Annotated in this window: 22 protein-coding genes; 14 read left to right on the forward strand and 8 right to left on the reverse strand. The window is 53.1% G+C overall.

Annotated elements, in window-relative coordinates:
• Positions 1 to 4: 4 nt before the first annotated feature.
• The 3 genes from H6F94_RS11205 to H6F94_RS11215 all read left to right on the forward strand — a co-directional run bounded on the left by H6F94_RS11205 (position 5) and on the right by H6F94_RS11215 (position 5,039).
• Positions 5 to 4,048: a PAS domain S-box protein gene (locus tag H6F94_RS11205; protein ID WP_190802296.1), complete on the forward strand. Its 4,044-nt coding sequence runs from the start codon at positions 5 to 7 to the stop codon at positions 4,046 to 4,048.
• A 138-nt stretch (positions 4,049 to 4,186) separates the two neighbouring features.
• Complete coding sequence (gmk, locus tag H6F94_RS11210) at positions 4,187 to 4,795, forward strand: guanylate kinase (RefSeq protein WP_190802297.1); 609 nt, start codon at positions 4,187 to 4,189, stop codon at positions 4,793 to 4,795.
• 94 nt (positions 4,796 to 4,889) lie between these two features.
• Entirely contained in the window at positions 4,890 to 5,039 is a 150-nt protein-coding gene (locus H6F94_RS11215; protein ID WP_190802298.1) for a hypothetical protein, read from the forward strand.
• A 91-nt stretch (positions 5,040 to 5,130) separates the two neighbouring features.
• Here H6F94_RS11215 and H6F94_RS11220 read toward each other — a convergent pair whose 3' ends face one another.
• A complete protein-coding gene (locus H6F94_RS11220; RefSeq protein WP_190802299.1) occupies positions 5,131 to 6,303 on the reverse strand; it encodes an LL-diaminopimelate aminotransferase in 1,173 nt (390 codons plus the stop codon).
• Positions 6,304 to 6,634: 331 nt separating this feature from the next.
• Here H6F94_RS11220 and H6F94_RS11225 point away from each other — a divergent pair, with 331 nt between their 5' ends.
• The gene (locus H6F94_RS11225; RefSeq protein ID WP_190802300.1) at positions 6,635 to 6,841 is read left to right on the forward strand and encodes a hypothetical protein; all 207 of its coding nucleotides are present in this window, start codon (positions 6,635 to 6,637) and stop codon (positions 6,839 to 6,841) included.
• 193 nt (positions 6,842 to 7,034) lie between these two features.
• On the opposite strand, the gene H6F94_RS11230 is transcribed toward H6F94_RS11225, so the two are convergent.
• From H6F94_RS11230 to H6F94_RS11250, 5 genes are all read right to left on the reverse strand, one after another.
• Positions 7,035 to 9,368: a transglutaminase TgpA family protein gene (locus tag H6F94_RS11230; protein WP_190802301.1), complete on the reverse strand. Its 2,334-nt coding sequence runs from the start codon at positions 9,366 to 9,368 to the stop codon at positions 7,035 to 7,037.
• Between the two features lie 47 nt (positions 9,369 to 9,415).
• Positions 9,416 to 9,988, reverse strand: a complete 573-nt coding sequence (locus H6F94_RS11235; RefSeq protein ID WP_190802302.1) for a hypothetical protein — start codon at positions 9,986 to 9,988, stop codon at positions 9,416 to 9,418.
• Positions 9,989 to 10,211: 223 nt separating this feature from the next.
• Positions 10,212 to 10,799 (reverse strand): Uma2 family endonuclease, encoded by a 588-nt coding sequence (locus tag H6F94_RS11240; protein WP_190802303.1) that lies wholly within the window; start codon positions 10,797 to 10,799, stop codon positions 10,212 to 10,214.
• Positions 10,800 to 10,975: 176 nt separating this feature from the next.
• Positions 10,976 to 11,443 carry a hypothetical protein gene (locus tag H6F94_RS11245; RefSeq protein WP_190802304.1) on the reverse strand — a complete coding sequence of 156 codons (468 nt, stop codon included), beginning with the start codon at positions 11,441 to 11,443 and terminating at the stop codon, positions 10,976 to 10,978.
• 687 nt (positions 11,444 to 12,130) lie between these two features.
• Positions 12,131 to 12,751: an HAD family hydrolase gene (locus tag H6F94_RS11250; protein ID WP_190802305.1), complete on the reverse strand. Its 621-nt coding sequence runs from the start codon at positions 12,749 to 12,751 to the stop codon at positions 12,131 to 12,133.
• A 55-nt stretch (positions 12,752 to 12,806) separates the two neighbouring features.
• On the opposite strand from H6F94_RS11250, the gene H6F94_RS11255 reads away from it, so the two are divergent.
• The 9 genes from H6F94_RS11255 to psaX all read left to right on the forward strand — a co-directional run bounded on the left by H6F94_RS11255 (position 12,807) and on the right by psaX (position 20,174).
• The gene (locus H6F94_RS11255; protein ID WP_190802306.1) at positions 12,807 to 13,793 is read left to right on the forward strand and encodes an ABC transporter ATP-binding protein; all 987 of its coding nucleotides are present in this window, start codon (positions 12,807 to 12,809) and stop codon (positions 13,791 to 13,793) included.
• 44 nt (positions 13,794 to 13,837) lie between these two features.
• The gene (locus H6F94_RS11260) at positions 13,838 to 14,647 is read left to right on the forward strand and encodes an ABC transporter permease (RefSeq protein WP_190802307.1); all 810 of its coding nucleotides are present in this window, start codon (positions 13,838 to 13,840) and stop codon (positions 14,645 to 14,647) included.
• Between the two features lie 11 nt (positions 14,648 to 14,658).
• Complete coding sequence (locus tag H6F94_RS11265; protein ID WP_190802308.1) at positions 14,659 to 16,164, forward strand: GldG family protein; 1,506 nt, start codon at positions 14,659 to 14,661, stop codon at positions 16,162 to 16,164.
• Between the two features lie 203 nt (positions 16,165 to 16,367).
• On the forward strand, positions 16,368 to 17,834 hold the full coding sequence (trxB, locus tag H6F94_RS11270) for a thioredoxin-disulfide reductase (protein ID WP_190802309.1): 1,467 nt from the start codon (positions 16,368 to 16,370) through the stop codon (positions 17,832 to 17,834).
• 191 nt (positions 17,835 to 18,025) lie between these two features.
• The gene (locus tag H6F94_RS11275; RefSeq protein ID WP_313949265.1) at positions 18,026 to 18,256 is read left to right on the forward strand and encodes a DUF3285 domain-containing protein; all 231 of its coding nucleotides are present in this window, start codon (positions 18,026 to 18,028) and stop codon (positions 18,254 to 18,256) included.
• A 120-nt stretch (positions 18,257 to 18,376) separates the two neighbouring features.
• A complete protein-coding gene (gene ybeY, locus H6F94_RS11280; RefSeq protein ID WP_242041102.1) occupies positions 18,377 to 18,880 on the forward strand; it encodes an rRNA maturation RNase YbeY in 504 nt (167 codons plus the stop codon).
• A 35-nt stretch (positions 18,881 to 18,915) separates the two neighbouring features.
• Positions 18,916 to 19,386, forward strand: a complete 471-nt coding sequence (locus tag H6F94_RS11285) for a diacylglycerol kinase family protein (RefSeq protein WP_242041103.1) — start codon at positions 18,916 to 18,918, stop codon at positions 19,384 to 19,386.
• Between the two features lie 32 nt (positions 19,387 to 19,418).
• Positions 19,419 to 19,928 (forward strand): phosphohistidine phosphatase SixA, encoded by a 510-nt coding sequence (sixA, locus tag H6F94_RS11290; RefSeq protein ID WP_190802311.1) that lies wholly within the window; start codon positions 19,419 to 19,421, stop codon positions 19,926 to 19,928.
• 117 nt (positions 19,929 to 20,045) lie between these two features.
• Positions 20,046 to 20,174 carry a photosystem I protein PsaX gene (gene psaX, locus H6F94_RS11295; RefSeq protein WP_190802312.1) on the forward strand — a complete coding sequence of 43 codons (129 nt, stop codon included), beginning with the start codon at positions 20,046 to 20,048 and terminating at the stop codon, positions 20,172 to 20,174.
• 450 nt (positions 20,175 to 20,624) lie between these two features.
• On the opposite strand, the gene cutA is transcribed toward psaX, so the two are convergent.
• On the reverse strand, positions 20,625 to 20,933 hold the full coding sequence (cutA, locus tag H6F94_RS11300) for a divalent-cation tolerance protein CutA (protein WP_313949266.1): 309 nt from the start codon (positions 20,931 to 20,933) through the stop codon (positions 20,625 to 20,627).
• Positions 20,934 to 20,943: 10 nt separating this feature from the next.
• Positions 20,944 to 21,675 (reverse strand): photosystem II biogenesis protein Psp29, encoded by a 732-nt coding sequence (gene psb29 / locus H6F94_RS11305; RefSeq protein WP_313949267.1) that lies wholly within the window; start codon positions 21,673 to 21,675, stop codon positions 20,944 to 20,946.
• 205 nt (positions 21,676 to 21,880) lie between these two features.
• Between psb29 and H6F94_RS11310 the strand changes: the two genes are divergently transcribed.
• A complete protein-coding gene (locus H6F94_RS11310) occupies positions 21,881 to 23,338 on the forward strand; it encodes a response regulator (protein WP_190802313.1) in 1,458 nt (485 codons plus the stop codon).
• The last annotated feature ends 10 nt before the right edge of the window (positions 23,339 to 23,348 follow it).

Consider the following 23,348-nt stretch of genomic DNA (forward strand, 5'->3'; position numbering starts at 1 on the left):
TTCTATGGAAACACCTCTCGCTCAAGTTATGCAACCTTGCCTCCTCAGCTTAGCTCCTAGCACTTCGATTCAAGCTGCGATCCAAGCCATGAGACAGAGCCAGACGAGCTATATTTTGGTTCTAGAAAAACAACAATTAGCAGGAATTTTCACAGAACGAGACGTGGTCCGAGCTACCGCAGCAGGTCTTACAAAAATAGGTCCTGCACAAACCGTGACCCTGGGTGACTTAATGACGCGGCAGGTGCTCACACTGTCTGAAACTGAAATTGAAGCTGCAGATATTTTCACGGTTTTGCGACAGCTACAACAACACAAGATTCGCCATCTGCCAGTGCTAAACGAGCAGCAGCAAGTAGTAGGGGTAATCACACCGCAGAGCATTCGTAATAGCCTTAAACCAACCGATCTGCTGTGCTTGAGACGGGTCACCGACGTGATGACAACTGCGGTAATTCAAGCGGCTTCGTCTACTTCCATTCTGGAGTTAGCCAAACTGATGGCGGACCAGCAGGTCAGCTGCGTTGTGCTTGTGGAGGCAGATCGGCCTGTTGGCATTGTCACTGAGCGGGATATTGTGCAGTTTCAGGCACAAGGGCTGGACTTCATACAAGTGCAAGCCCATGCGGTGATGAGCCAGCCATTGTTCACCGTTCAGCCTCATGATTCGCTGTGGCAAACTCATCAGCACATGCAACAGCTCCAGGTGCGGCGATTGGTTGTGGTTAGCGAGAGTGGTGCGCTGATTGGGCTGGTCACGCAAACCTGTGTGCTGCAGGTTTTAGATCCTGTAGAAATGTATGGCGTCATAGAATCATTGCAGCAGGTCATTGCTGAACGAACGGTTGAGCTACAGCAAGCCATGGCTCAACAACAGAAACTTGCCCAAACTTTAGCAGACAGCGAAACTCGTTATCGGGCAATTGTAGAAACCCAAACTGAGCTGATCTGTCGCTTCCTGCCAGATGGCACCCTAACGTTTGTCAATGATGCCTATTGCCGCTATTACGGCAAGATGCGCCAAGAGTTGCTAGGCTCTCATTTCGCAGCACTTGATTCTCCCAAACTTGGCAATGTACTAGAGAGAATACTAGAACGGCGGATCGCTTCACTCAATCCCCAGCAGCCAACGGCAACCATTGAGGAGAAGTTTGTAATGGCAAATGGCCAGTTATGCTGGCAGGAATGGACAGAGCAGGCCATTTTTGACGAACAAAGTCACTTGGTTGAAGTGCAGGCGATAGGGCGAGACATTACTGCACAAAAGCAAGCAGAAGCCACACTGCGGCAGAAGGAAGAGTATTTTCACAACGCCTTTATGACGGCTGCCGTGGGTATGTGCTTGGTATCGCCAGAGGGCTTTTTTGAGGCTGTTAACCCCGCTCTTTGTGAGATGTTGGGCTACTCCGAATTAGAGCTATTTTCCCTTTCTTACCAAGAAATCACGCATCCAGAGGACCTGAAACTCACTTTAAACTACGTCCAGAAAGTATTGTCTGGAGAGCTCTCTCACTATCAACTGGAGAAGCGCTATCTGCATAAGCAAGGACAAATTATTTGGGCCTCACTCAGTGTTTCGCTGGCCCGAGATCCGCAACAGCAGCCACTTCATTTCATTACCCAAATTCAAGATATCACCACAGCTAAGCGACTCGAAGCAGAGCGCCAGCAAACTGAAGAAACGCTGCTCCGGGCCAGAATAGCCGAAGCCACTAATCGTGAACTAGAACGGGAAATTGCGGAGCGCAAGCGCGTGGAAGAAGCGCTGCGTCAGAGCGAAGCCCGTTACCGCGCCATCGTTGAAGATCAGACCGAAATGGTGACACGTAAATTGCCGACAGGAGAACATACATTCGTCAACAGCGCATTCTGCCGTTATTTAGGCAAACAGCCCGAGGAACTGCTGGGACGCACCTGCTCTGAACTGATTGCAGCCGAAGACTATCCGCATTTAGCCCAGCACTTTGAGACTCTCAATTATGAAAATCCGGTCGTGACGGTAGAAGAGCGACTTCAATTGCCGAATGGTGAAGTGCGTTGGCAAGAGTGGACCGCTCGCGCCCTCTTTAATGAGCAGGGAAAACTCATCGAGTTCCAGTCGGTAGGCCGGGATATTACCGAACGCAAGCAGGCCGAAGCAACGCTACAGAAATGGGCTCATATTTTTGAACATGCAACCTGGGGCATTGCCGTGGGCAGTGCTGATGGCCAAACTTTAGAAATGCTCAATCCGGCCTACGCGCAGATGCATGGCTACACGGTGGAGGAACTTATCGGGCAACCAATTGCCTTGGTCTTTGCACCGGAGTGTCAGACCCAGATTGCGGAAGCCAATCGCTTTGCTCATGAACAAAACCACTACATCTATGAGTCGAGACATCGACGTAAGGACGGTAGCATTTTTCCGGTTCTGATCGATCTCACGGCGGTGAAAGATCAAGATGGGCAAGTTCTTTATCGTGCTGTTCAGGTTCAAGATATTACCGAACGCAAACAAGCCGAAGTAGAACTGAGGAGAAGCGAAGAACGTTTTCGCATCTCTGTCGAGAACCTATTAGATTGTTTTGGCATTTACTCAACGATTCGAGATCAGGCGGGTCAAATTGTTGATTTCCGTGTGGAATACGTCAACGCAGCGGCTTGTGCCAACAATGGTCTTAGCCGGGAGCAACAGTTGGGCAAACAGTTGCTTGAACTCTTGCCTATTCATCGTGAGGTTGGGCTATTTGACGACTACTGCCGAGTCATAGAAACAGGCCAATCACTCACCAGAGAAGTTGTGATCCACAGACGCGATGCTGAGGGCCGCCGCTATCTGGCTAAAGCCTTTGATTTGAGTGTGAATAAATTAGACGATGGCTTTGCTGTGGCCTGGCAAGACATCAGTGAGCGCAAGCGCACCGAAGAGCAATTGCGCCTGTTAAAGAGCGCTATTGAGCAAAGCCAAGACGCTTTCTTGATCACCGAAGCTCGACCGGTTGATGACCCTGGTCCGCGCATTCTCTTCGCTAATTCGGCCCTTGAGACCATCACAGGCTACCAACCAGAAGAGGTCGTAGGTCTGACACCCCGACTCTTCCAGGGACCCAAAACTGACAGGAAGCAACTTGACCAGATCCGAACCGCTCTTCAAACTTGGCAGGCAAGCACAGTCGAACTGGTCAATTACCGCAAGGACGGCAGCGAGTTTTGGGTAGAGTTGAGCATCGTCCCTGTAGATGACGGCGCTGGCTGGTATACCAATTGGCTTGCCATTCAACGCGATATTACCGAACGCAAACAGGCTGAAGCTTTAGCGCAAGCTAATCACAAACTGCAACAGGCCAATGCCAACCTCAGCCGTTTGGAAAAACTCAAGTCTGAACTCGTTGCCACCGTCAGCCACGAGATTCGCATGCCCATTGCCACAGTCGCCACAGCCATTGCAGCGCTCAAGAGCCTAGCCCCACAACTCAGCCCTGAGGCCACCAAAGTACTGGATATTTCTGAGCGGGAATCCCGTCGCCTCGCTCGACTGGTCAATAGTTTGCTCGACTTCGCCAAGTTGGACTCGGGCACCTATCGCTGGCGGGAGGAGCCCGTTGATCTCAAAGCCATTCTCTTGCAGGCAGTCCAGGCAACCCAACCCCTCTATGAGAACCGTCACATCCAGCTGCACTGCGCATTGGCAGAGCCGACCTTTGAGGTTTGTGGCGACTCAGATCGCCTCGTGCAGCTGGTAATCAACCTGCTGGACAATGCTGCCAAATTCAGCCCCATGCACACTCAAGTTTGGCTGAGCCTAGAGCGCCAAGATCAGCAAGCGATGGTATCAGTCCGCGATCAGGGACCAGGCATTCCAGACGAGCAGCAATTGAATGTGTTTGAGCTATTTAGCCAAATGCAAGAGCCCAATGGTAAGCGCCCGCGCGGCATCGGCTTGGGGCTCTATCTGTGTCGGCAGATCGCGCAACACCACGGCGGCTATCTCACGGTACAGTCCCAACCAGGCCAGGGCAGCACGTTCAGCCTCAGCCTGCCTCTGTACTTTGAGAAAAGCTTGAGCTAGTTCTCTCCAGCCTCCATAATTTTCCAACCTGCATACAGGCCCGGCCAGCTTCCCTCTGAAGAGGCCCGCTCCAGAGTAATATTTGTTAACACTGAGTCTCTAAACGTCCGTAGTCCATCGCCTATTTGGGAGGCAAATTTGGCATCGACGGCATCACCGCCCTCACGTTCGACAGCAGGCAAGCTCATCGTTCTCACCGGTCCTAGTGGCGTTGGCAAAGGGACCCTTCTCAAAGCCCTGCGCCAAAAACATCCAGACATCTTCGTCTCCATCTCTGCTACCACTCGTGCCCCCCGCCCTGGCGAAGTGCACGCCCAACACTACTACTTTCTCAGCCGAGAGCAGTTTGCCGAGTGGGTCGAGCAAGGCGAGTTTCTAGAGTGGGCGGAGTATGCAGGCAACTGCTATGGCACGCCTCGACAGCCGGTGTTGGAGCGGGTGGAGCAAGGCGAGAAGGTGGTGCTAGAGATCGAGCTAGAGGGAGCGCGGCAGGTGGCCAAGAGCTATCCTCAGGCCTTGCGCATCTTCGTGCTGCCACCCTCTCAGGAAGAACTAGAACGTCGTTTGCGGTTACGGGCTCAAGACTCAGAGGCGGCAATCGCCCGTCGCCTGAGTTGCAGCCAGACAGAACTTCTAGCGGCTAAAGAGTTTGATTTTCAGATTGTTAATCATCAGCTTGATGAGGCCCTCCAACAGCTTGAAGCTGCTGTGTTCGAACCTACTCCCTTGCTTTCCTCCCGCCGGTAGAGGGCAAGCTTGAGCCTGAGGTGTACTTTTGTTACATTGGATTAATAATGCGTAAAGCTTGGCGCTAAGTCACCTCACAGGGACGGGTAGGCAGGTGGAAGAGTACATGGCCTGGCTCGATGTTGTACTTCTGGAGTACATGGTTTGGGGAGACTGCGATGAGCAGCCCGACCAGCCAGAAGTTGTCCCTGAAGCAAATATCAGCGAACCAGAAGGCATTCCTGACTATTCTTCCAGCTGCTAGTTAGGCTGCTATTGGCAAGATGGGTTTTGTCTCAATGCTGTGTGCTCAAGGATGTGTGCGTAAGAAGCTATATGCTCAGTGACTTATGTGCTCAAGGATTTTGCAAGAATTGGGCGATCCTAGCAACTGCTTCTTGCAGCACTGGCGGCTCATGAACTAAGGCAAAGCGCACATATCCTTCGCCATGCTTACCAAAGCCCGCACCCGGAGAGACCGCAACGCCCGTCGCTTGCACCAGGTCTACGCAGAAGCCCGTTGAGTTGTGCGCCCAAGCCTCTGGCAACTTTGCCCAAACATACATGGTTGCTTCCGGCCGGGGCACAGCCCAACCCATACCTTGCAATGCTTCTACAAAGGCATCGCGCCGTCGTTGGAAGGTTGCGACCGTCTCAGCAACACCTTCCTGCGGGCCTTCAAGGGCCGCTGCCGCACCATTGAGAATGCCCAAATACTGATTGAAATCGACCGAGGCTTTGACTTGTCGCAAGGCTCGGATTAGCTCTCGATTGCCCACCGCATAGCCAACGCGGAAGCCGCCCATGTTGTAGGACTTGGAGAGCGTAAAGAACTCGATCGAAGTTTGCTTATCGCGGTCCGCTTGCAGCACTGAGGGCGGAGCCTCCGCTTCAAATACCAAATCGGCATAGGGAAAGTCATGGGCCAATACCAGGTTGTGAGCCTGACAGAAAGCGACTGCTTCCTCAAAGAAGCTGAGGCTGGCCCGAGCGGTGGTGGGATTGTGCGGGTAGCTCAAAACCATCAGACGAGACTGAGCCAACACCGGGCTAGGAATCTCGGCGAAGACCGGCAGAAAGCCGTTCTCTTCGCGCAGGGGCATCGGGTAAATTTGACCACTGGCCAGATAAACGCCACCAGCGTGGGAGGGGTAGCCCGGATCGAGCAATAGCGCAAAGTCGCCAGGATTGAGCACAGCCAGAGGCAGGTGAGCCGTTCCCTCTTGCGAGCCAATTAGAGGCAGCACTTCGGTTTCCGGATCGATGGCTATGCCAAACTTGCGCTCGTACCAAACAGCCACACTGGCTCGAAAGTTGCGGGTGCCGTGGAAAAGCAGGTAACCGTGAGTTCCAGGATCATGCAGAGACGCCTGAATCGTGTCGAGAACATGAGGCGCAGCCTGGAGATCTGATGAGCCCAAAGACAGGTCGATGAGATCTCGCCCCAACTTCCTGGCCTGGGCCTTGGCCTGGTCCATGTCAGCAAATACGTTGGTTTGGAGGGGCTTAAGGCGCTGTGCAAATTGCATGGAATCGGCCCTGAATTCAGATGGTATAGAGAACTGCTCCCTCAATAATATCTGCCCCGCCTTTTAATCTTTTCATTTCTTCAGCATTCCAAACCACATTCCAAAGCATTGCAAACCCTGAATACTAGCCCTATCGGAGGTAGCCATTTTTCTGATTTTTATACCTGTTTTAAAACTTAAACGCTGGCATTAATCGAGATTTAGTCCAAGCAATTAACCTAGAACCATTGTTCGAACTGCTACAATTAAACGGTTAGGCAACTTAAACTTGTACATTCTTAGCCTAATCAAGGCGCACAACCTGTGCCCCACCTGAGTTCCAACTAAATTTATGACTTCCTCTAAAACTGGCAATGTAACGTCCCGCTTTTCTGCTCAAGTCGACCGGATTCGCCGCTATTTTGGCGGTTCAACTAAAAGCAAGCGCCAGCGCTTTGTGTTTGAGAGAACGCCCTTTTGGTCTGAATGCGCTGAAGATTTCACCGTAGGCGTTAGCTGGGGCTGCTGCTTCAAAGAACGCTCTAGTGAGCGGTACTAATTAAGAAATTCGCTACCTGAACTCGCTAGAAACACGGGCCGAGTTAAGTTGAGTGCTAGTAATGCTGCAAAACTAGGACTCAACTTAACCCAAGAAGAACTGGCCCAAGAAGAACCGACCTAAGAAAATACCCCCATTGCCGAGATGCTTAAGCAGTGGGGGTATTTCTTTTCGGACTTCTGGATAGATGCAGTTAGCGGCTCTGGAGCCGCTTCAACCACTGACGTAAGGTTGCCAGATCAGGTTGCTGTCCGCCGTAGCGCCAGTTAGTGTAAGCACGAGAAATTGCTTCCGCTGCCTCAGCCTGAGCCGGTCGTTCACGTCGGATCGCTGCCACGTATTCAGCAGGCGTTTGCGCAGGACGCTTGGGCAAGCCCCGCTCACCGAACCAGCGCACCATCTGCTGATAAACCCGCTCTATAGGAGACAGCCGACGCAAGCGGCTGCGATGACGCAGCCAACCAAGACTTAGCCATAGGAGCCAAACAGCGAAGCCCAGGCCAACCAAGATCAAAACGCCCAGAATAGCGCCGCTCCAACCAAAGCTCGTGAACAGCAGCAGCAACCAGCCCAAAAATCGCCCGAGCAGAGCACTTGCCCCGCCAAAGATGTAACCCAGAAAGTCCAGCAAGGGCGGCGGCAACCAACCCGCGACCCAACGCCACAGAACCCGCAAGGGTCCGAAGGTTTCATCGCGATCTACAGAAGCGGGATAGAGATCATGGCCGGGGATGGGGTCAAAAGTAAACCAGCCGGCTCCCGGAAAGAACACTTCTACCAGCGCATAGGCATCGCTATTGCGAACCACATAAAAACCCGTGAAGGGATTAAATTGACCCGGCGCAAAACCAGAGGCTAAGCGACAAGGAATGCCTAACGAGCGCAGCATCACTGCCAGCGTGGTCGAGAAATGATCAGGATAGCCACCTTGATAAGTGAACAAAAACTCAGCTGCCAGATCGTCTTTGGGGTCGAAGTAGGGCAGGTCGGGTTGAACCGTGTAGTGCTGCTTGAGGTACTGAGTCAGGTACAGCGCTTTTTCATAGACCGAGTTCAAGGGCTTGGTAGAAGTTTTGAAAATCTCCTCGGCCCGAGCCTGAATACGCTCGATTGGTGTCGTCTCCGGCAGTTGCAGATAGTAGTCCTGCACCCGCTCCAGATAAATGGGAGAAATTCTAGACAGAGCTGTGCGATCCCGACGAGGAATATTAGAAATGACTGTGTAGGTCAGACCTTCAGGCAAGGCGACAGGCGAGCGCAAGCCGCCTTCTGGATCCAGAGCTAGTTTGCGCGTTGGAAAGTAGATGCGGCTGGGAACAGCCGCTGCGGGGATTAGGTTTGGCAGATTGGCCGCTAGCGTATAAGTCTGGATTACTTCCTCACCAACGCTTTGACCCAGAAAGCTACTGGCAGGGGGTGGCACTTCAAACTGGCTGCTCAGCTCGGGCCGATCGAGGGTAATCGTGTCGTCGTTGCGTGAGATCTCCCAGCCATCGCCGGTATAGCGATCAAAGGCTAAGACCCGCCAAAAGGTTTCCGCTTGGGAGCGCACGCGCAGCACGACTTTGGGGGTGAGTTGGCCTCGCAGGTTCTGATTCATGCGGCTGTTGAAGCCGTAGTAGAACTCGCCGTCCATCTTGCCTGGTCCTTTGGCCTGGCTCTGTTGGCCTTGGCCTGAGCCAGGACCGTTGCCATTCCCTTCACCGGTTTGCTCGTCGAGGCTCTCGCCCCCGCGTGTGTAACCCTGATTCAAAATCCGAGTTTGATCAAAGCGGCCTTGGAACTCAATCGGGGCACTGACCGGCAGTGAACGCAACTGAAAGCCTGGTAGACGCGGCAGACAAGCAAAGATCACTAGGCCCAGCAACACGGAGGCCCCTAGCACCAAGGCCAATTGCTTTAGCGACAGACCCAATAGAGTTGTCCAGGAAGAACGCTGGGCTGGTTTTGCCTTGAAGGAGGGCAGGGACGAGGGCAAGCCTAGACGGGAGCGGTAGTCCAGCACCAGCACCGGCAGTGCCAGCACTAGAAATAGAATCAGCCACAAGCCGAAGACGAGCGTTTCCGAGAGGGTGCCCGCCACGCCCAACAGAATCAGACCGATCACCGCTGAGTAGCCGAGGTCTTTGCGGCGCGGCAGGTCGAAGCTGTGTAACACCTGGAGCTGAATCAGAAGTTGAGCCAGCAGAATGCGAGCGTCTTCCTGCTGCACTAACGCCCTCAGAAAGACGACTAGCATGGCAATCATGCCGATGGCGATGCAGAACTTGACCAGCAGGTTGCGGTCCCGCCTGCGGTAATAGCTCCAGGTTGCGCCTATGACACTGAGCGGGATCGCCCAGAGGCTAGTGGTGGTGCCCAGGACGGTATCGGTGGCGGCAATACCGACTAACACCAGGGCCTGCACCAGGATCCTTAAAGGAATGGATTCCTCGGTAGCAAGGGCAGGCGCGGCCTCCCACTGCTGCTGCCACAAGTCCTTGAAGCTGGGTCTTTTGCGGGGGCGGTTGCCCAGATGGCTGACCATAGTGTTAGTGCTGGCAGATCACCCCACCATTGTGCCCAAGCAGGCTGTCACTGTAGGCCTGTGCAAATGAGAACCGAGCTTGAGGCTTGTAACTTTAGTTCGGCTTGGCGTTGCAGCCACAGGCAGCGCCAGTGATCAACCACCACTTTTGGATAACTAAAGCGCTGGCATTCTTGGCGAATTACCTGCCCCAACCAGTCGAGAACGCGCGAGTCGGTGCAGGATTGAATGCTGCGGGCACAAGCGTCAGCCCAAGCGGCAAATACTCGGTAGCTAATGAATTGCCCACCTCGGTCAGCTCGATGAACAAACAGTTGATGCGGCCAATGTTCAATGCGGCAAATAAGGGATTGGGGAATGCCAAGAAACTGGGCAATTTGCGCAAGGGAAATGCAAAGCTGCGGTTGCAACACTTGGGTTAAGTGCATAGCAGAGGCTTCCAAAAATCTTTTATGGGCTAGTTTTGTGGGCTTGAGGGAGGAGGCAATTCGCCCACAAGCAGCGAATCGCCTCAACAGGTAGCCACGACCCGCCCTGCCCCTGAAGAAGGGCCAGTGATGGTCGATGTTACACTTCCCACCAGCCGCCAGATTGATTAAAGCAATCTGGGGGTCAGTCATCTGGAGTCTGTTAGGGCTCCAGGTGGCGCTAGGGGCAGTGACTACTTAGGCTCAGAGAGTAATCGAGTCGTAGGAAACCTGTCAAGCCTTTGTGTTAACTTTTTTCGATTGGCTTTTGGAGCGTGAGAGCTTTCAGTAGTTCCTGAAATAATTACTTCAGAGGGAAACCGGTAGAGTTCGCGCTTGTAATGTTTTCTAGTTAGTTAGGCGTTTCGGTCAAGCGTTAAAGATTACTCTTCAACACTTGTTCAACCGTCAGATTTAGCTCTGGAAAGGTTTGAGATTGGATTTCCTCAGAACCCACAAATTCTGCGGGTTCGTACCAATCATCGACGAACGTGAGCACAGTGATTTTAGAAATTAGCGGATCTACAATCCAGTATTCGGCAATGCCCAAGACGTTGTATTCAGCATGTTTGGCTCGGTAGTCCGTTTTTTTGGTTGATTCGCTAACCACCTCCACAACTAACAGAGGTGAAGGTTCGTTCAGATCAATCACGGCTTCACGATTTTGCAGACCGCGCCATTGCTCTAAAGAAATTACAACAACATCGGGAATGCGGACGGTGTCCCAGCGATTACCACGGGGGGAACGAACGCCGACTACAGACTGAAGGGCAACCCACTCCCGCCCCAAACGAGCAATCTCAGCATCAAAGCTCCGCTCTAGGAATTTGAGAATTGCACCATGCTTCCCACTCCCCAGGCTCATCGGAATTAGCTCTCCGTTGACCAGTTCATACTGGGTATCGGTGCCATCATCATGCTTCAGGTACTCTGCGAAGGTGAGCCGATTGGTGGTGAGGGCCATGACGAAGTGGAGATGTTGGCTTGTCTCAAGTCTAGCCTTTGAAGAACAGGCTGCATCAATACATAGTTTTCTATTAGGTCGGTAGAGTTGTTAGCTTCATGATTTATTTCTCGCTTGGCCTCTAATTCAGCTGTCTGAGCAATTGCGCTCAAGAACTCTTCTGTCCCCTAGATTTCCTAGTTTCCTTCCGACTCACGATGTTTGTCTAAGTTCTGAGCTTGTAGCCTTTTCAAGAGAATCTCACGAGCAGTTACCTGAAAACCTTGGGGGGCTCGCTGAAGACTGCGCCAGTGTCGAATTAAAACCGCGAAAGAATTAATTCCTCTGAGGGCAAACCAAACCAACCAGTGAATCAACTTCAGAGTCGTGAATATTGAGGGCCGGGTGAACCACTCGTGAACAGCGACCCGTGCCTCATCGAAATAAGCCTCATATTCTTCCACAAGCGGAGCATCATGAAAAGCAGTTGCATTAATGCCATGAATACCACTGACCTGATGGGGCCCGATCTGAATTCGTTCTAAGCAGGCAACTTCAACATGATATAGGTCGTGATAAAAAGTCCACTGCTCGCCCAGCTTAAACGTTGTTATTCCAGTACAGCCCAGGCTCTTTTTGATGCGTCTGGCAAAATCCCAGTACATTAGTGAAAGTCTGATTTTATCCCACAGAACAGGAGCAACGGGATGACCCGAAGAACTTTGGGGAATTGATTCCCGCATCTGGCAAAATTGCATGGGAGCACTGAAACAGAGGGATGTAGTTCGAAGAATTCGAGAATTGGTAGACACCCCTGAAGCACAAAGCCCCACCAGCCCCCAAAGGCAAAAGAAGACTTGTGATCTCTAATAGTTCAAATATCGAAAATAGAGCCCACGTCAGCAGGCAAACAATATACACCTAAAACATAATTTCAACGACAAGCTACTGAAATTAGTACAACTCAGATAACCTCTAGAGCTTGTCTGGATCTTGGTTAGTTTGCAGAAAAACCACTTTCAAAAGTGCCCTAAGCAAAGATCCGATTACCAAACAGTGACTATAAACTGCCAAACCATCGTTCAGTGGCACTCGTTCTAGATATCAGGTACCGGATACTCAGTACGGGATGCCCACTCGCTTCTGCAATGCTACTTTTTGTGTACACAGATCTGGGCTCTATCTTTAGGTAGAGATCGACCTATTTACTTGAGTTTTTATGCCTGTTTTAGCGATGTTTCAATAACGTGGTTTAAACCCCAAAAAGATTATCCGGGTTTCAGTTTTTAACCTTGTATAAAAATAGAATGCCTAAAATTTTAGGCATTCAAGGCATAGCACTACAGTTGCTTTTAGCTGACGCGCAATTGCTCCAAATCGCGCCTCAGTTCTGCTGTGTCACGATACAGCAGGGCCTGAAAACCAAGTTGCTCAGCTGCATCCACATTGACCTGTCGGTCATCCACGAAAATGCATTGCGCTGCAGGACGATTCGCTAAGTCCAAAACCGCTTGAAAAGCAGCAGGTTCTGGCTTGCGATGACGAATATCGCAGGAAACAACGTATTTCTCAAAAAAACGGTCGAGTTTCAGTTTGCGTCGGGCAATTTCATACCAATTGGGATAGTTAGATAGCACCCACAAGGGATAGCCCTGATCAACCAATTCAGTCAACAAACTTTCCATGCCAGGCATAAAGTCAAATGCATCTGTGTAGGCCGTGACCAACGCCTCCGGTGCATCTAAAGTGCGCCCACTTTCAGGGTGGAAAAAGTTCGCTAAAAATTCGGCTTCTGACCGCAGGCCCCGCTCAAACTCTACCCAGATAGTCGGATGCTTCAAAGCTAGTAGTTCTTGAAAGCTCACACCCAGGTGGGCAGGTAGCACCTCATAAAAGGGATCTACCACCACAGTTCCCATCAAATCAAAAACAAACAATGTGTCAGTTGCTACCAAAGTCTTACCGCGCTTCACGAGGTGTTACCTTCTATATGCTGTACGAGCCGGGTTCCTATTGAGTGGGGGCTGAATGATTGAAGCTGAGTCCTTGAGCAAGGTCTATGGCACCGCCACTGCCCTGTCAAATGTAAGCTTCCGGGTTGAACCGGGCGAGATTCTCGGTTTTCTAGGACCCAATGGGGCAGGCAAAACCACGACCATGCGGATTTTGGCTGGCTACCTGAGCGCCAGCAGTGGCACGGCCCAGGTTGCAGGCTTTGATGTCCACAAGCAGTCAATGGCAGTACGCCAGTCTATTGGCTATCTACCCGAGCAACCACCGCTATATCCCGACATGACGGTCCAAGACTTTCTGGACTTTGTGGCGCGCATTAAGCGGGTAGCGGCCAGAGAGCGAACGACCAAAGTTCAGCAAGCTCTAGAGCGCTGCAACCTCACAGGGGTTCGTCGCACCCTGATTCGCAAACTCTCCAAAGGCTTCAAGCAACGGGTGGGAATCGCTCAGGCGCTAGTCCACGACCCACCCGTGATTATTTTGGACGAGCCTACCGTAGGGCTTGATCCCAAGCAGATCAGTGATGTGCGCAATCTGATCAAGTCCCTAGCGGGCAGCCACACGATTATTCTTTCGACCCACATCCTGCCGGAAGTCAGCGCCACCTGTAACCGCGTCGCCATTATCAATCAGGGCCGTATCGTTGCCACTGACACTCCCGAAGGGCTAACTGCTCGTCTCAGCAGCGGCGAGCGTCTAGAACTGGAAGTCTCTGGTGATGCTGAGGCTGTGGCTAGCTGCCTGCAGCAGGTACCCGAACTGCGCTCGTGGCACAGTGAACCCCAGCGCAACGGTCATCTTGTCCTAACGATCACTGGCGAAGCAGGTCAGGAACTCAGCCCCAGAGTCGCAGCCACCCTGATTCAACACGGCTTCAGCTTGTACGAACTGCGCCGCAGCCAAGAGAGCTTAGAGGATGTTTTCCTCAAGCTCACCACCCAGGATGTGAGTGAGACCAAAGAATCAGAAGCCTCTGAGCAGCCTATTGCCGTAGAAGATTGATGAGTGCCGACATGACAGGGACATTACCAAAGACAAGGCGAACAATGCCAGGCCAAGGATTTTTATCCAGCGTCATTGCGATCTATCGTCGCGAATTGCAGTCTTATTTCGGCTCGCCTCTAGCCTATTTAGTGGCCGCTATTTTCTGGCTCCTGGCTGGCTTTTTCTTCACTTCCCTTCTGTTTAACCTTCTACAGAATGCTTCTCTGGCGGACCAACAAGCCCAGGCCAGTGGTGCTGCTGGCCCCAGTTACGATATGGCTTTGATTTTGGTCCAGCAGTTTGTCTCCGTGCTGGGCACGGTTTCGCTGTTTATTCTGCCGTTGTTATCGATGGGACTCTACGCCGAAGAACGCCGTCGCGGCACGCTGGAATTGTTAGCAACCTCACCCATCAGCAGCTTTGCCGTCGCTTTTGGCAAATGGCTGGCCGCCCTGACTTTTTATATTGGCCTGCTCCTACCGCTGCTGGTCTACGAAGGGATCGCGCTTAACGGTGCGGAGCCAGCCGCCAACCCGGTCCTCGTGCTGCTAGCCCACTTGGGTTTAGTGCTGCTAGCGGCAGTGATTCTGTCACTGGGCCTGTGCTTGTCAGCGCTCACCGAGAGCACTTTGCTGGCAGCAGTGGCTACCTTCGGCGTCGTTCTGTTTTTGCAACTGGCCGATGCAGCAGCCGAAAGCTTGGGCGGGCCGGTGGGCGCTATCTTGCGTGGTGTATCGATCTTGACGCCCTTCAACGACTTAACGCTCGGCATTGTCACCACCAGCGGCTTGGTCTGGTTTGCCAGCTTGATCGTGTTGGGTTGGTTTCTGACGGTTCAGGTTGTTGATGGTCTGCGCTTTCAGCGCGGCTAGGCGGAGGAGTCATGAAACGTTCTTTAATCTGGCCCTTTAGCTGGCTACCGATTGCTCTGGTCGCAGGCGGGTTCTGCCTGGGGCTGCTCTTGGTGTTGAAGGTCGCACTGCCTCTAGCGGTTTTGGCCGGATTGCTGCTAGTCGCTCTGGTCTGGGCATTTTTCCACGGCTCGCAGCTTGGTCAATTTTGGGGCAAGCGCTCCACCCGCAGCGGCGCCAATACGCTGGGCTTGACCCTGGTGCTGTTAGCCCTGCTGGCAGCCGTTAATGTCCTGGCCGTGCGCTACTCAACCCGCTGGGATCTGAGCGAGAACCAGCTGTTCACCCTCTCGCCTCAGACACAGCAAGTGCTGCGCGATCTCAAACAGCCCATCAAAATCTGGGCCTTTAATAGTGACACCAATCCCAATCTGCGCCGTCGTTTAGAGCAGTACCAGCGCGTCAATCCACGACAAGTTCAGTACGAAATTGTTGATCCCAAGGCTAAGCCAGATCTAGCCCGTCGCCTGGAGTTCACTCAGGAGCAACCGCTGGTGATCGAAAGCGGCGAGCAACGTCGCAGCTTTGCCAGCCTCAGCGAATCGGAGCTCACCAGCAACATTGTGCAAATTACGCGCAATCGCCAGACGAGCCTCGCGGTCCTACAGGGACATGGCGAACGCAGCTTCGATGCACCAACTCAAGACGGCCTTTCCCAGGCAGCAGCAGCCTTGGGCCGGGAGGGTTACAACCTCACTCCACTCAATCTGATCACCAGCAAAGCAGTTCCCTCCGGCACCGATCTCCTGCTGCTAGCCGGTCCGCGCCAGCCACTCTTAGCCGGTGAAGTAGCAGCGCTCCAGGCCTATCTCAAGCAAGGCGGCAAGCTGCTGTTGCTAGCTGAGCCCAGTACCAATCCCGGCCTGGATGCCCTGCTTAAGCCCTATGGGGTTCAGCTCCAGCCTAACCTAGTGATTGACGTGGCTGGTGCTCAGTTGGCTGGCGGCGGGCCAGATATTCCCATCGTCACGCAGTTTCCGCCTCACCCAATTACCCGAGAGTTTGCAAACTCGGGAGTTATCTTTGCCCACAGTCGTTCGCTCACCCTGACGGAAGTGCCCGCAATTGAGGCCCAGCCACTTTTGCAATCCACAGCTCAGAGTTGGGGCGAGAAAGATTACACGCAAACCCTGGAGTTCACGCCCGGTCGCGATCTTCAAGGTCCTCTGAATTTGGCCGTGGCGATCAGTCAGCAGACAGGCAATAACGCTCCCCGTCCTCAACTGGTTGTCTTCGGTAGCGTAGATTTTGCAGCCGATGCCTTTTTTGGCAACTCACGGAACGGCGACCTGCTGCTGAATGCGGCCAACTGGCTAACCCGCAGTGATGACCTGCTCACGATCCGTCCCAAAGAACCCAAAAATCGCCGCCTGGTATTAAATGGGGGTCAGCAGAACGCAGTCGCAATCGTTTCCCTGGTTCTGTTGCCGCTACTGGGCTTCCTAGCCGCAGGCTGGCTCTGGTGGCAGCGCCGCTAAAGGCGGGACGCCGCTAAAGTCTTTATCCCGGCTCAATCAGAGTTCTCGCTCTGATTGAGCCGGGATAGGCATTCGATGGTTTAAGCAAACCTCCGAGACTCAGATGAGATTCAGATTCAGCTGGGTCTGGTCTGAGAAAGCCAAAGCTATGTTAAATTAAGTGTAGTCGTTACGAGTTTGCCTTAGGAGGCACGGTGGTCGAAATGAATGCGACTGAAACGCCCGGAAATGCCCGTGTTGAGAACCTGGTCATTATTGGCTCCGGACCGGCTGGATACACCGCAGCCATTTATGCAGCGCGAGCCAATCTAAAACCCATTGTCTTTGAAGGGTTTCAGGCCGGGGGTCTGCCCGGGGGTCAGCTCATGACCACCACGGATGTCGAAAACTTTCCCGGCTTTCCAGAAGGCATTCAAGGTCCGCAACTGATGGACCGCATGAAGGCTCAAGCCGTGCGTTGGGGGGCGGAGCTACATACCGAAGATGTCACTCATGTAGATCTCAGCCAGCGTCCCTTCCGGGTTCGCTCCGAAGAGCGCGAAATCTATGCCCACAGCATTGTCATCGCCACTGGCGCTACCGCCAAGCGTCTGAATCTGCCCAGTGAGGGCTACTACTGGAACCGAGGCATCTCCGCCTGTGCTATCTGCGACGGGGCTACGCCCATGTTCAAGAACGTAGAACTGGCCATCGTGGGTGCCGGAGACACTGCCGCCGAAGAAGCGCTCTTTCTGACCAAGTACGGCTGCAAGGTGCACATGCTGGTACGGAGTAACCAGATGCGAGCCAGCAAAACCATGCAGGACCGCGTGATCAACCATCCCAAAATCGAGATCCACTGGAACTCTCGTCCCCTCGACATATACGGTGATGACCAGCAGATCCGGGGCATCAAGCTTGAAGACACCACGACTGGCGAAAAACGCGAACTGCCCATTGGCGGTCTGTTCTATGCCATCGGTCACACTCCCAATACCAGCCTGTTCCAAGGCCAGCTAGATCTTGATGAAGTAGGCTACATCAAGACCCAGCATGGCTCGGTAGAAACCAATGTCCCCGGTGTTTTTGCCGCAGGTGATGTCCAGGATCACGAGTACCGTCAGGCAATCACAGCAGCAGGAACGGGCTGTATGGCTGCCCTTCTGGCTGAGCGTTGGCTCTCAGTTCAAGGTCTGATTGAGGAGTACCATCAGTCAGTCGAGGCCACCATCGAAGCCTCTTATATGCCCCACGGCGCGTCTGACCTGGAAGTAGACACCCCGGCGCAGAGCACCCCAGAAGCAAGCACCTCAGAAACGAGCACGGCAGCAGCGGCTGCAACTGCTACGACTGCTGATAGCTTCAAAGCTGATGCCACGCATTATGTGGGTGGCTACGCCTTACGACGGCTTTATCACGAGAGCGACAAGCTAATTGTTGTGAAGTATGCTTCGCCCACTTGCGGTCCCTGTCATACGCTCAAGCCCATCCTGGAGAAGCTAGTCAACAACTACGAAGGTCAGCTGCACTACATCGAAATTGATGTGACTGAAGACCCAGAAGTTGCTGAGGCTGGGGGCGTCCGGGGCACTCCCACAGTTCAGTTCTTCAAGCACAAAGCCAAGGTTGGCGAAATGGTCGGCATGAAGATGAAGTCTCAGTACCGCACCACGATTGAGCAGCTTCTCTAGAGCTGCCAGCTCTAATTCTTGTTCTTGAAGGACATTGCTAAGCCCTGGTCGTTAGTCCGACCGGGGCTTTTGTGTCACTTCAGTTTGAGCTGCAGCTTGAGTTGTCCTACGATTCAGGTCATTCAGGCTTTGTCTGAACAAAATTTGTTACATTCTGTGTGTAATCCCCGGCTTTAATTGCCAGCACTGTCGTGACTGATTCCCTACCCCAAACGCCTCAACCCGAGGTGCCCAAGCCCGAAAATTCTGCGTTGCCAGAAACCGCAAGCTCTGAGGCTCTAAGCTCAGAGCCTAAAGACAGCTATGTCAAGCTTGCCATGCGCAACATGGTCAAAAAGCGTGGTACCTCGCTATTTCACTTTGCTCTAACGACCTTTGGCGTCCTTGCTGCCCTGGTTGGTCTTTCTGTTGCCTTTCACTAAGTAGTCCTAAGCACAAAGTGTCCCGTAAAATCTCTGTGAAGATGGGGCAGGTTCAATTAACCGGGATAGACTACCGGCATGGGGCTTCCCAGCGATACCCGTTCAGTAATGCCCTCTTCTATGTCAACTCTGGCGACAGCAGTTGAGCTCAATTTAGAAACCAACGAGCCAACGCCGATTTCACAAGAGCAGTGGAAAGACTGGTTTCAGACCTGGCTGGAGGTGCTTGCGCCTGACCTCAACAGCCAGAAATGTTATGAGCTGTCCCTCCGCCTGACGGATGATCTCGAAATTCAAACTTTCAACCTACAGTATCGAAGTCAAGACCGCCCAACCGACGTGCTAGCCTTTGCCGCGCTAGAAGCTGAGGTTCCCGAGGTATTTGAGCTAGACGAGCCGCTCTACTTGGGCGATCTATTGATCTCGGTGGAAACAGCTGAGCGACAGGCCCTTGAGCGTGGCCACTCACTGACTTGGGAGCTGGCCTGGCTGGCAGCTCATGGTTTACTGCATCTGCTGGGATGGGACCACCCCGATGAGCCCAGCCTGGAGCGAATGCTGGAACAGCAGGACCGCTTGTTACAGGCGACTTCCCTGCATTCCGATTGCTGTCCTACATCTTGAATGCCTTGCTGAACCTCGATCTCGATAGCCCCCCTATGTCGTCCACTCCCATGTCGACTCAGTTACCCACCACCGAACCTCGGTCGCAGCAGGTCACACCTGGGACTGGCCTCCGGCAACTGGCATGGCAGGTTGCGCCCACGTTGTGGAGCAGCTTTCGCTATGCCTGGGCAGGCATCAGCTACGCCTGTGTGACTCAGCGTAACTTTCGAGTTCATCTCATCGTTGGCAGCTTGGCAATTGGGCTAGGCGTTTTTCTGCGCTTGGCAGCAGTCGAGATGGCCGTCATTGGCCTGACTATCGGCGCGGTCTTGGCAATGGAGTTGCTAAACACAGCCCTGGAAGCAGTGGTGGACTTAACGGTTGGCCAGAGCTTTCACCCCCTCGCCAAGGTTGCCAAGGACTGTGCAGCTGGAGCAGTGCTGATTGCCGCCTTTAGCGCTTTGCTAGTGGCCGCTTCACTGTTGCTGCCGCCACTGCTCCGGGTAGTCCTTAGCAACTCGTAGAACGGCAGGTCAGACAGATTAGGCGGGGCACGATGCAGCTGTACCTCATCCGTCATGGCTTAGCAGGAGAGCATGGTTCCTACGCCAACGATGCCGAGCGTCCGTTGACGCCGGAAGGCCAGCGCAAAACTCGTGCCTGTGCTAAACGTCTAGCGACCTTAGGCACTTCCTTTCAACTAATCCTCACCAGTCCTCTAGTCCGAGCTAGGCAGACTGCTCAAATCTTGCAAGAGCAAGGGTTATCAACTCAGTTGCAAGACTTTGCTCTGTTGGCTCCAGGGGGCAGTTTCCCGGCTTGGCTGGAGTGGCTCCAGCAGTGGCAGGCCAATCAGGCCAGAAACTCACAGGTTGGGAATTTGGCGCTAGTGGGGCACAATCCGGACTTAAGCGACTGGGCAGAGACCCTGATCTGGGGTGAAGCAAGAGGCGTTTTCGTGCTTAAGAAAGCTGGGGTGATCAGCCTGGAGCTACCGGATTCTGGCTCTCCCGTCGGGCGCAGCCTACTTACGGCGCTGCTAACACCTAAGGTTTTGGTGTCCTGATCACTAAGGTCTGCCCCAGTCTCTGTAACAATTCCTGTAACAGAGTGGGGCAGTTTGCGAATGAAGGGACCGATTTTTGCTATCTGTGAATAACACTTACACTGGAGGCTCTCTGCCATGACAACCAGCAAAGGCCCGATCCAAACTGGCAAGAAACCCTATCCTTTCCGTACCTTCTGGGCTCTACTCCTACTCGCAGGCAATATCTTAGTCGCCCTAATCTACTTCAGAATTCTCAATATCTAGGTCTCGCTAGAGAGTAGAGTTACGGTCTAAATCAAGCTTGCTCAGGATCGATCTGTTTCCAGGTCAACCTTGAGCAAGCCTGAACTTTGTTTAGCTCGACAGTAACAGCACAATCAGCAAGAGGGCTACACCAAAAGCCAACAGAAATGGCAAACTATCCGCTGAGCCTGCAAGCGGATTGGTTGGTAACATTTGAAATCCGAACGCTAAAACGACAAGCAAGAGCAGTAGAGCAGGGTCAATTCCAAACAATGCACCAGCACCTCACGCTTGCGGAATGGTTTGACGTGCGTGCACCCTACGGTTTTGAATGCCCCTACCCTAGCTCGTTTACCCAGACCTAGCCAGTTAAAGAACTAGTTAAAGACAGCTGATCTATGGATTGCCAAAGCAGCTAGCCTGGGTTGGTGCTTTGACGCTTGGAGGCGTGTGTTTGCATCGACTAGAGGATTAATCTAACTGAAGGCTAGCCATTGCCCAAGCAAGATAGCTAGCACTCACAGCCGTTGCTGAGAGCGCCACAACCTCCGGTTCCGCGTAGGGATGCAGTGCTTTCAGCCGAGCTTCTAGCTGAGCATAGCGAGTGCGCAGCGTCTTAACCAAAATCAAGTGCTCGGTCGCAACTTCCAACTTGCCCTGCCAGCAATAGGTTGAGGTCATTGCTGGCAAGACTTGGACGCAGGCTGCTAGTTTTTCAGTTACCAGAGTTTCCGCCAGAGTCTGAGCTGTTTCAACCTCTGGAACTGTAGTCAGAACCACCAGCAGTTCCTCAAGAGGGAGTTTCAGACGGAGCCTCCTCCTCACTCGACGTAGTGGTGGCGCGTTGCTCGCGCTTCTTGCGGTCTGCTTTCAGGATGTCGTCCATGACTTGACGAGCTTGAGCAACCTTCTCTAAATTGGTCCGGTAAAGGTCGAGGTCTTTAGTGAGCTTGTCGTCTGGTAGCTTAAGGGCTCCGCTGACTTGGTTGATCATGCTCTTGCGCTGACCGTCGTCGGCCATAGCTTGCGAGTCTCCCTGTTGCAGCAGGGCAAATAAGCCAATCGCGAACAGACGGCTGTACCGGAATTTTGGGTTACCCGCCACCGATTGCAGTAAGTTTTGCAATTCGCTCAGCTCAGCCTCAGTGCTCTCGAGCCGGGTGAGCAGGGTCAGAGTTTCTGCCGAGCGTCGGTCTGCGAGTTCCAATAACCGGCTGGCATCCTGCCGCAGTTGATTGGGATCCAACTCTAGAGATTGGGTCAGCGCGTTGAAGATGGGTTCCCGTTCAGATTCAGGACGGTAGCCCTGCATGAACTGCTCAAAGGCAGTTACCATACCCAGAGCAAAGATCGGGTCGTAGCGAAAGTCAGTGTTGACGAGCAGCAAATGCAGCTCAACCGTTAGCTCTTCCACTACCCGGCGGTAGACGGAGTTGATTGGGCGAACGTACGCTTTACAGAAGGCTCGCTTGGTATCGGAAACCGTGCGGATGTTGTTCACGGGGGCAAGTTTGGAGTTCACGGGTTATATGCAGATTGTTCTATTGTCTAGCCTGCATGGATCAGCAGCAAGGACTTGGGGAGTAAATCCGCCCACTCTTCGCTTCTTTTGAGTCTCTAAAGTTCAAATTAAGTCAGCGTTCACCTAAATGGAATGCGAGGGAATACTGACCTCTAATGCCTTCCAAGCTCGGCCCTGCGTCCCTTTTTGCTGCCCTGAAATGCCTGTGAGCCCCACTATTTTGATTGTGGATGACCAACGAACTAGCCTCAGCACGCTGGAAGCTCTGCTGAGCCCCGAGGGTTACCAGCTATTTCCGGCGAGTAGTGGTGCAGCGGTGTTTGAGGTGCTAGAGCAAATGATCCCAGAGCTGATCCTGCTGGACGTGATGATGCCCGGCATGGATGGCTATGAGGTCTGTCAGCGGATTCGCACCGATAAACGCTGGCGAGACATCCCCGTGATCTTTATTACCGGCTTAGACGACTTTAAAGCCCGTCTTCAGGGGTTGGAGGTTGGGGCCGATGACTTTATCTCTAAGCCCTTTCAAGCAGTCGAGTTGCTGGCCAGAGTCCGCAATACGCTGAAGTTGAACCACTACCGCCGTCAGTTGGGCGAGCGCCAGAAATTTGAATGGGCGGTGATGAATTCCGACGACGGCTTCGTGCTGCTCGATGGAGACGGTCGCTTGCAGTTTGCGAACCCCACTGCCCGCCACTACCTAGACTTAGCTGGTGATGAGGCTTGGCAGGGCAAAGCGCTCTTCGATTGTTGCCAAGGGCGATTTCTGATTCGACCCGAGACCACTTGGCAGGAAATCTCAAACCAGGACAGTTTTATTCTGAGTCTGATTCGGCCAGAAACTTCCTTGAGCAAGGAACTGTGGCTACGGCTATCTGCTCAGAGGATGCAAGGTCCAGAGGTGGGCTGGCTACTTCACTGCCGAGATGTGACCGTGCAGCAGTTAGAGCGTCGGCAGCAGGCTGTGTTTGCGACGCTGATTCAGCACAAGATGCGAACGCCAATGAATGGCCTGCTTATGTCGCTGGCGATGCTGGGCTTGGATGGGCGAGATTTCACGCCAGAAGAAAGCGCCGAAATGGTCGCCATTATGAAGGAGCGGGCCACCTGCGTTCACCGCCAACTGGAGAATATTTTTTCCTACTTAGAGTTCACGGGTAGCTATCAAGGACCAGACCCGGCAACAGTTGCTGATATCAGTTTGATTGCTCGACAACTTTATAGCGAACTTTCAGTTGCAGAACTTCAACTTTCGGTGGCCGACGCTTTGACTGAGGCAAGACCAGAAGCTCCCCAGAAATTGGCTCTACGTCGCACCTCACTGGAAGTGATTCTGATGGAGCTGATGGAGAATTCAGTGAAATTTCACCCTCAGCATCAGCCCAGACTAGCCGTTGAGATCACCCCCGTCTCTGATAAACAGGTTCGCTTGAGCGTGAGTGATGACGGGCCGGGCATTCCTTCAGAGCTGCGTGCCCGTATTTGGGAGCCCTTTGTGCAGGTAGAGAAGTATTTTACGGGTCAGGTGCCAGGGCTAGGGCTGGGGCTCGCCACAGTGGCAGAGCTAGTTTGGGCCGCTGGCGGCAACTGTCGCGCTCAATCGGGCTCCCCGTTCTCCGGCCAAGCTGGTCTGACTATCGTCCTGGATCTACCATTGCAATAAGCTGCAATTA

Origin of the sequence: Leptolyngbya sp. FACHB-261 (assembly GCF_014696065.1) — a bacterium.
Lineage (GTDB): Bacteria > Cyanobacteriota > Cyanobacteriia > FACHB-261 > FACHB-261 > FACHB-261.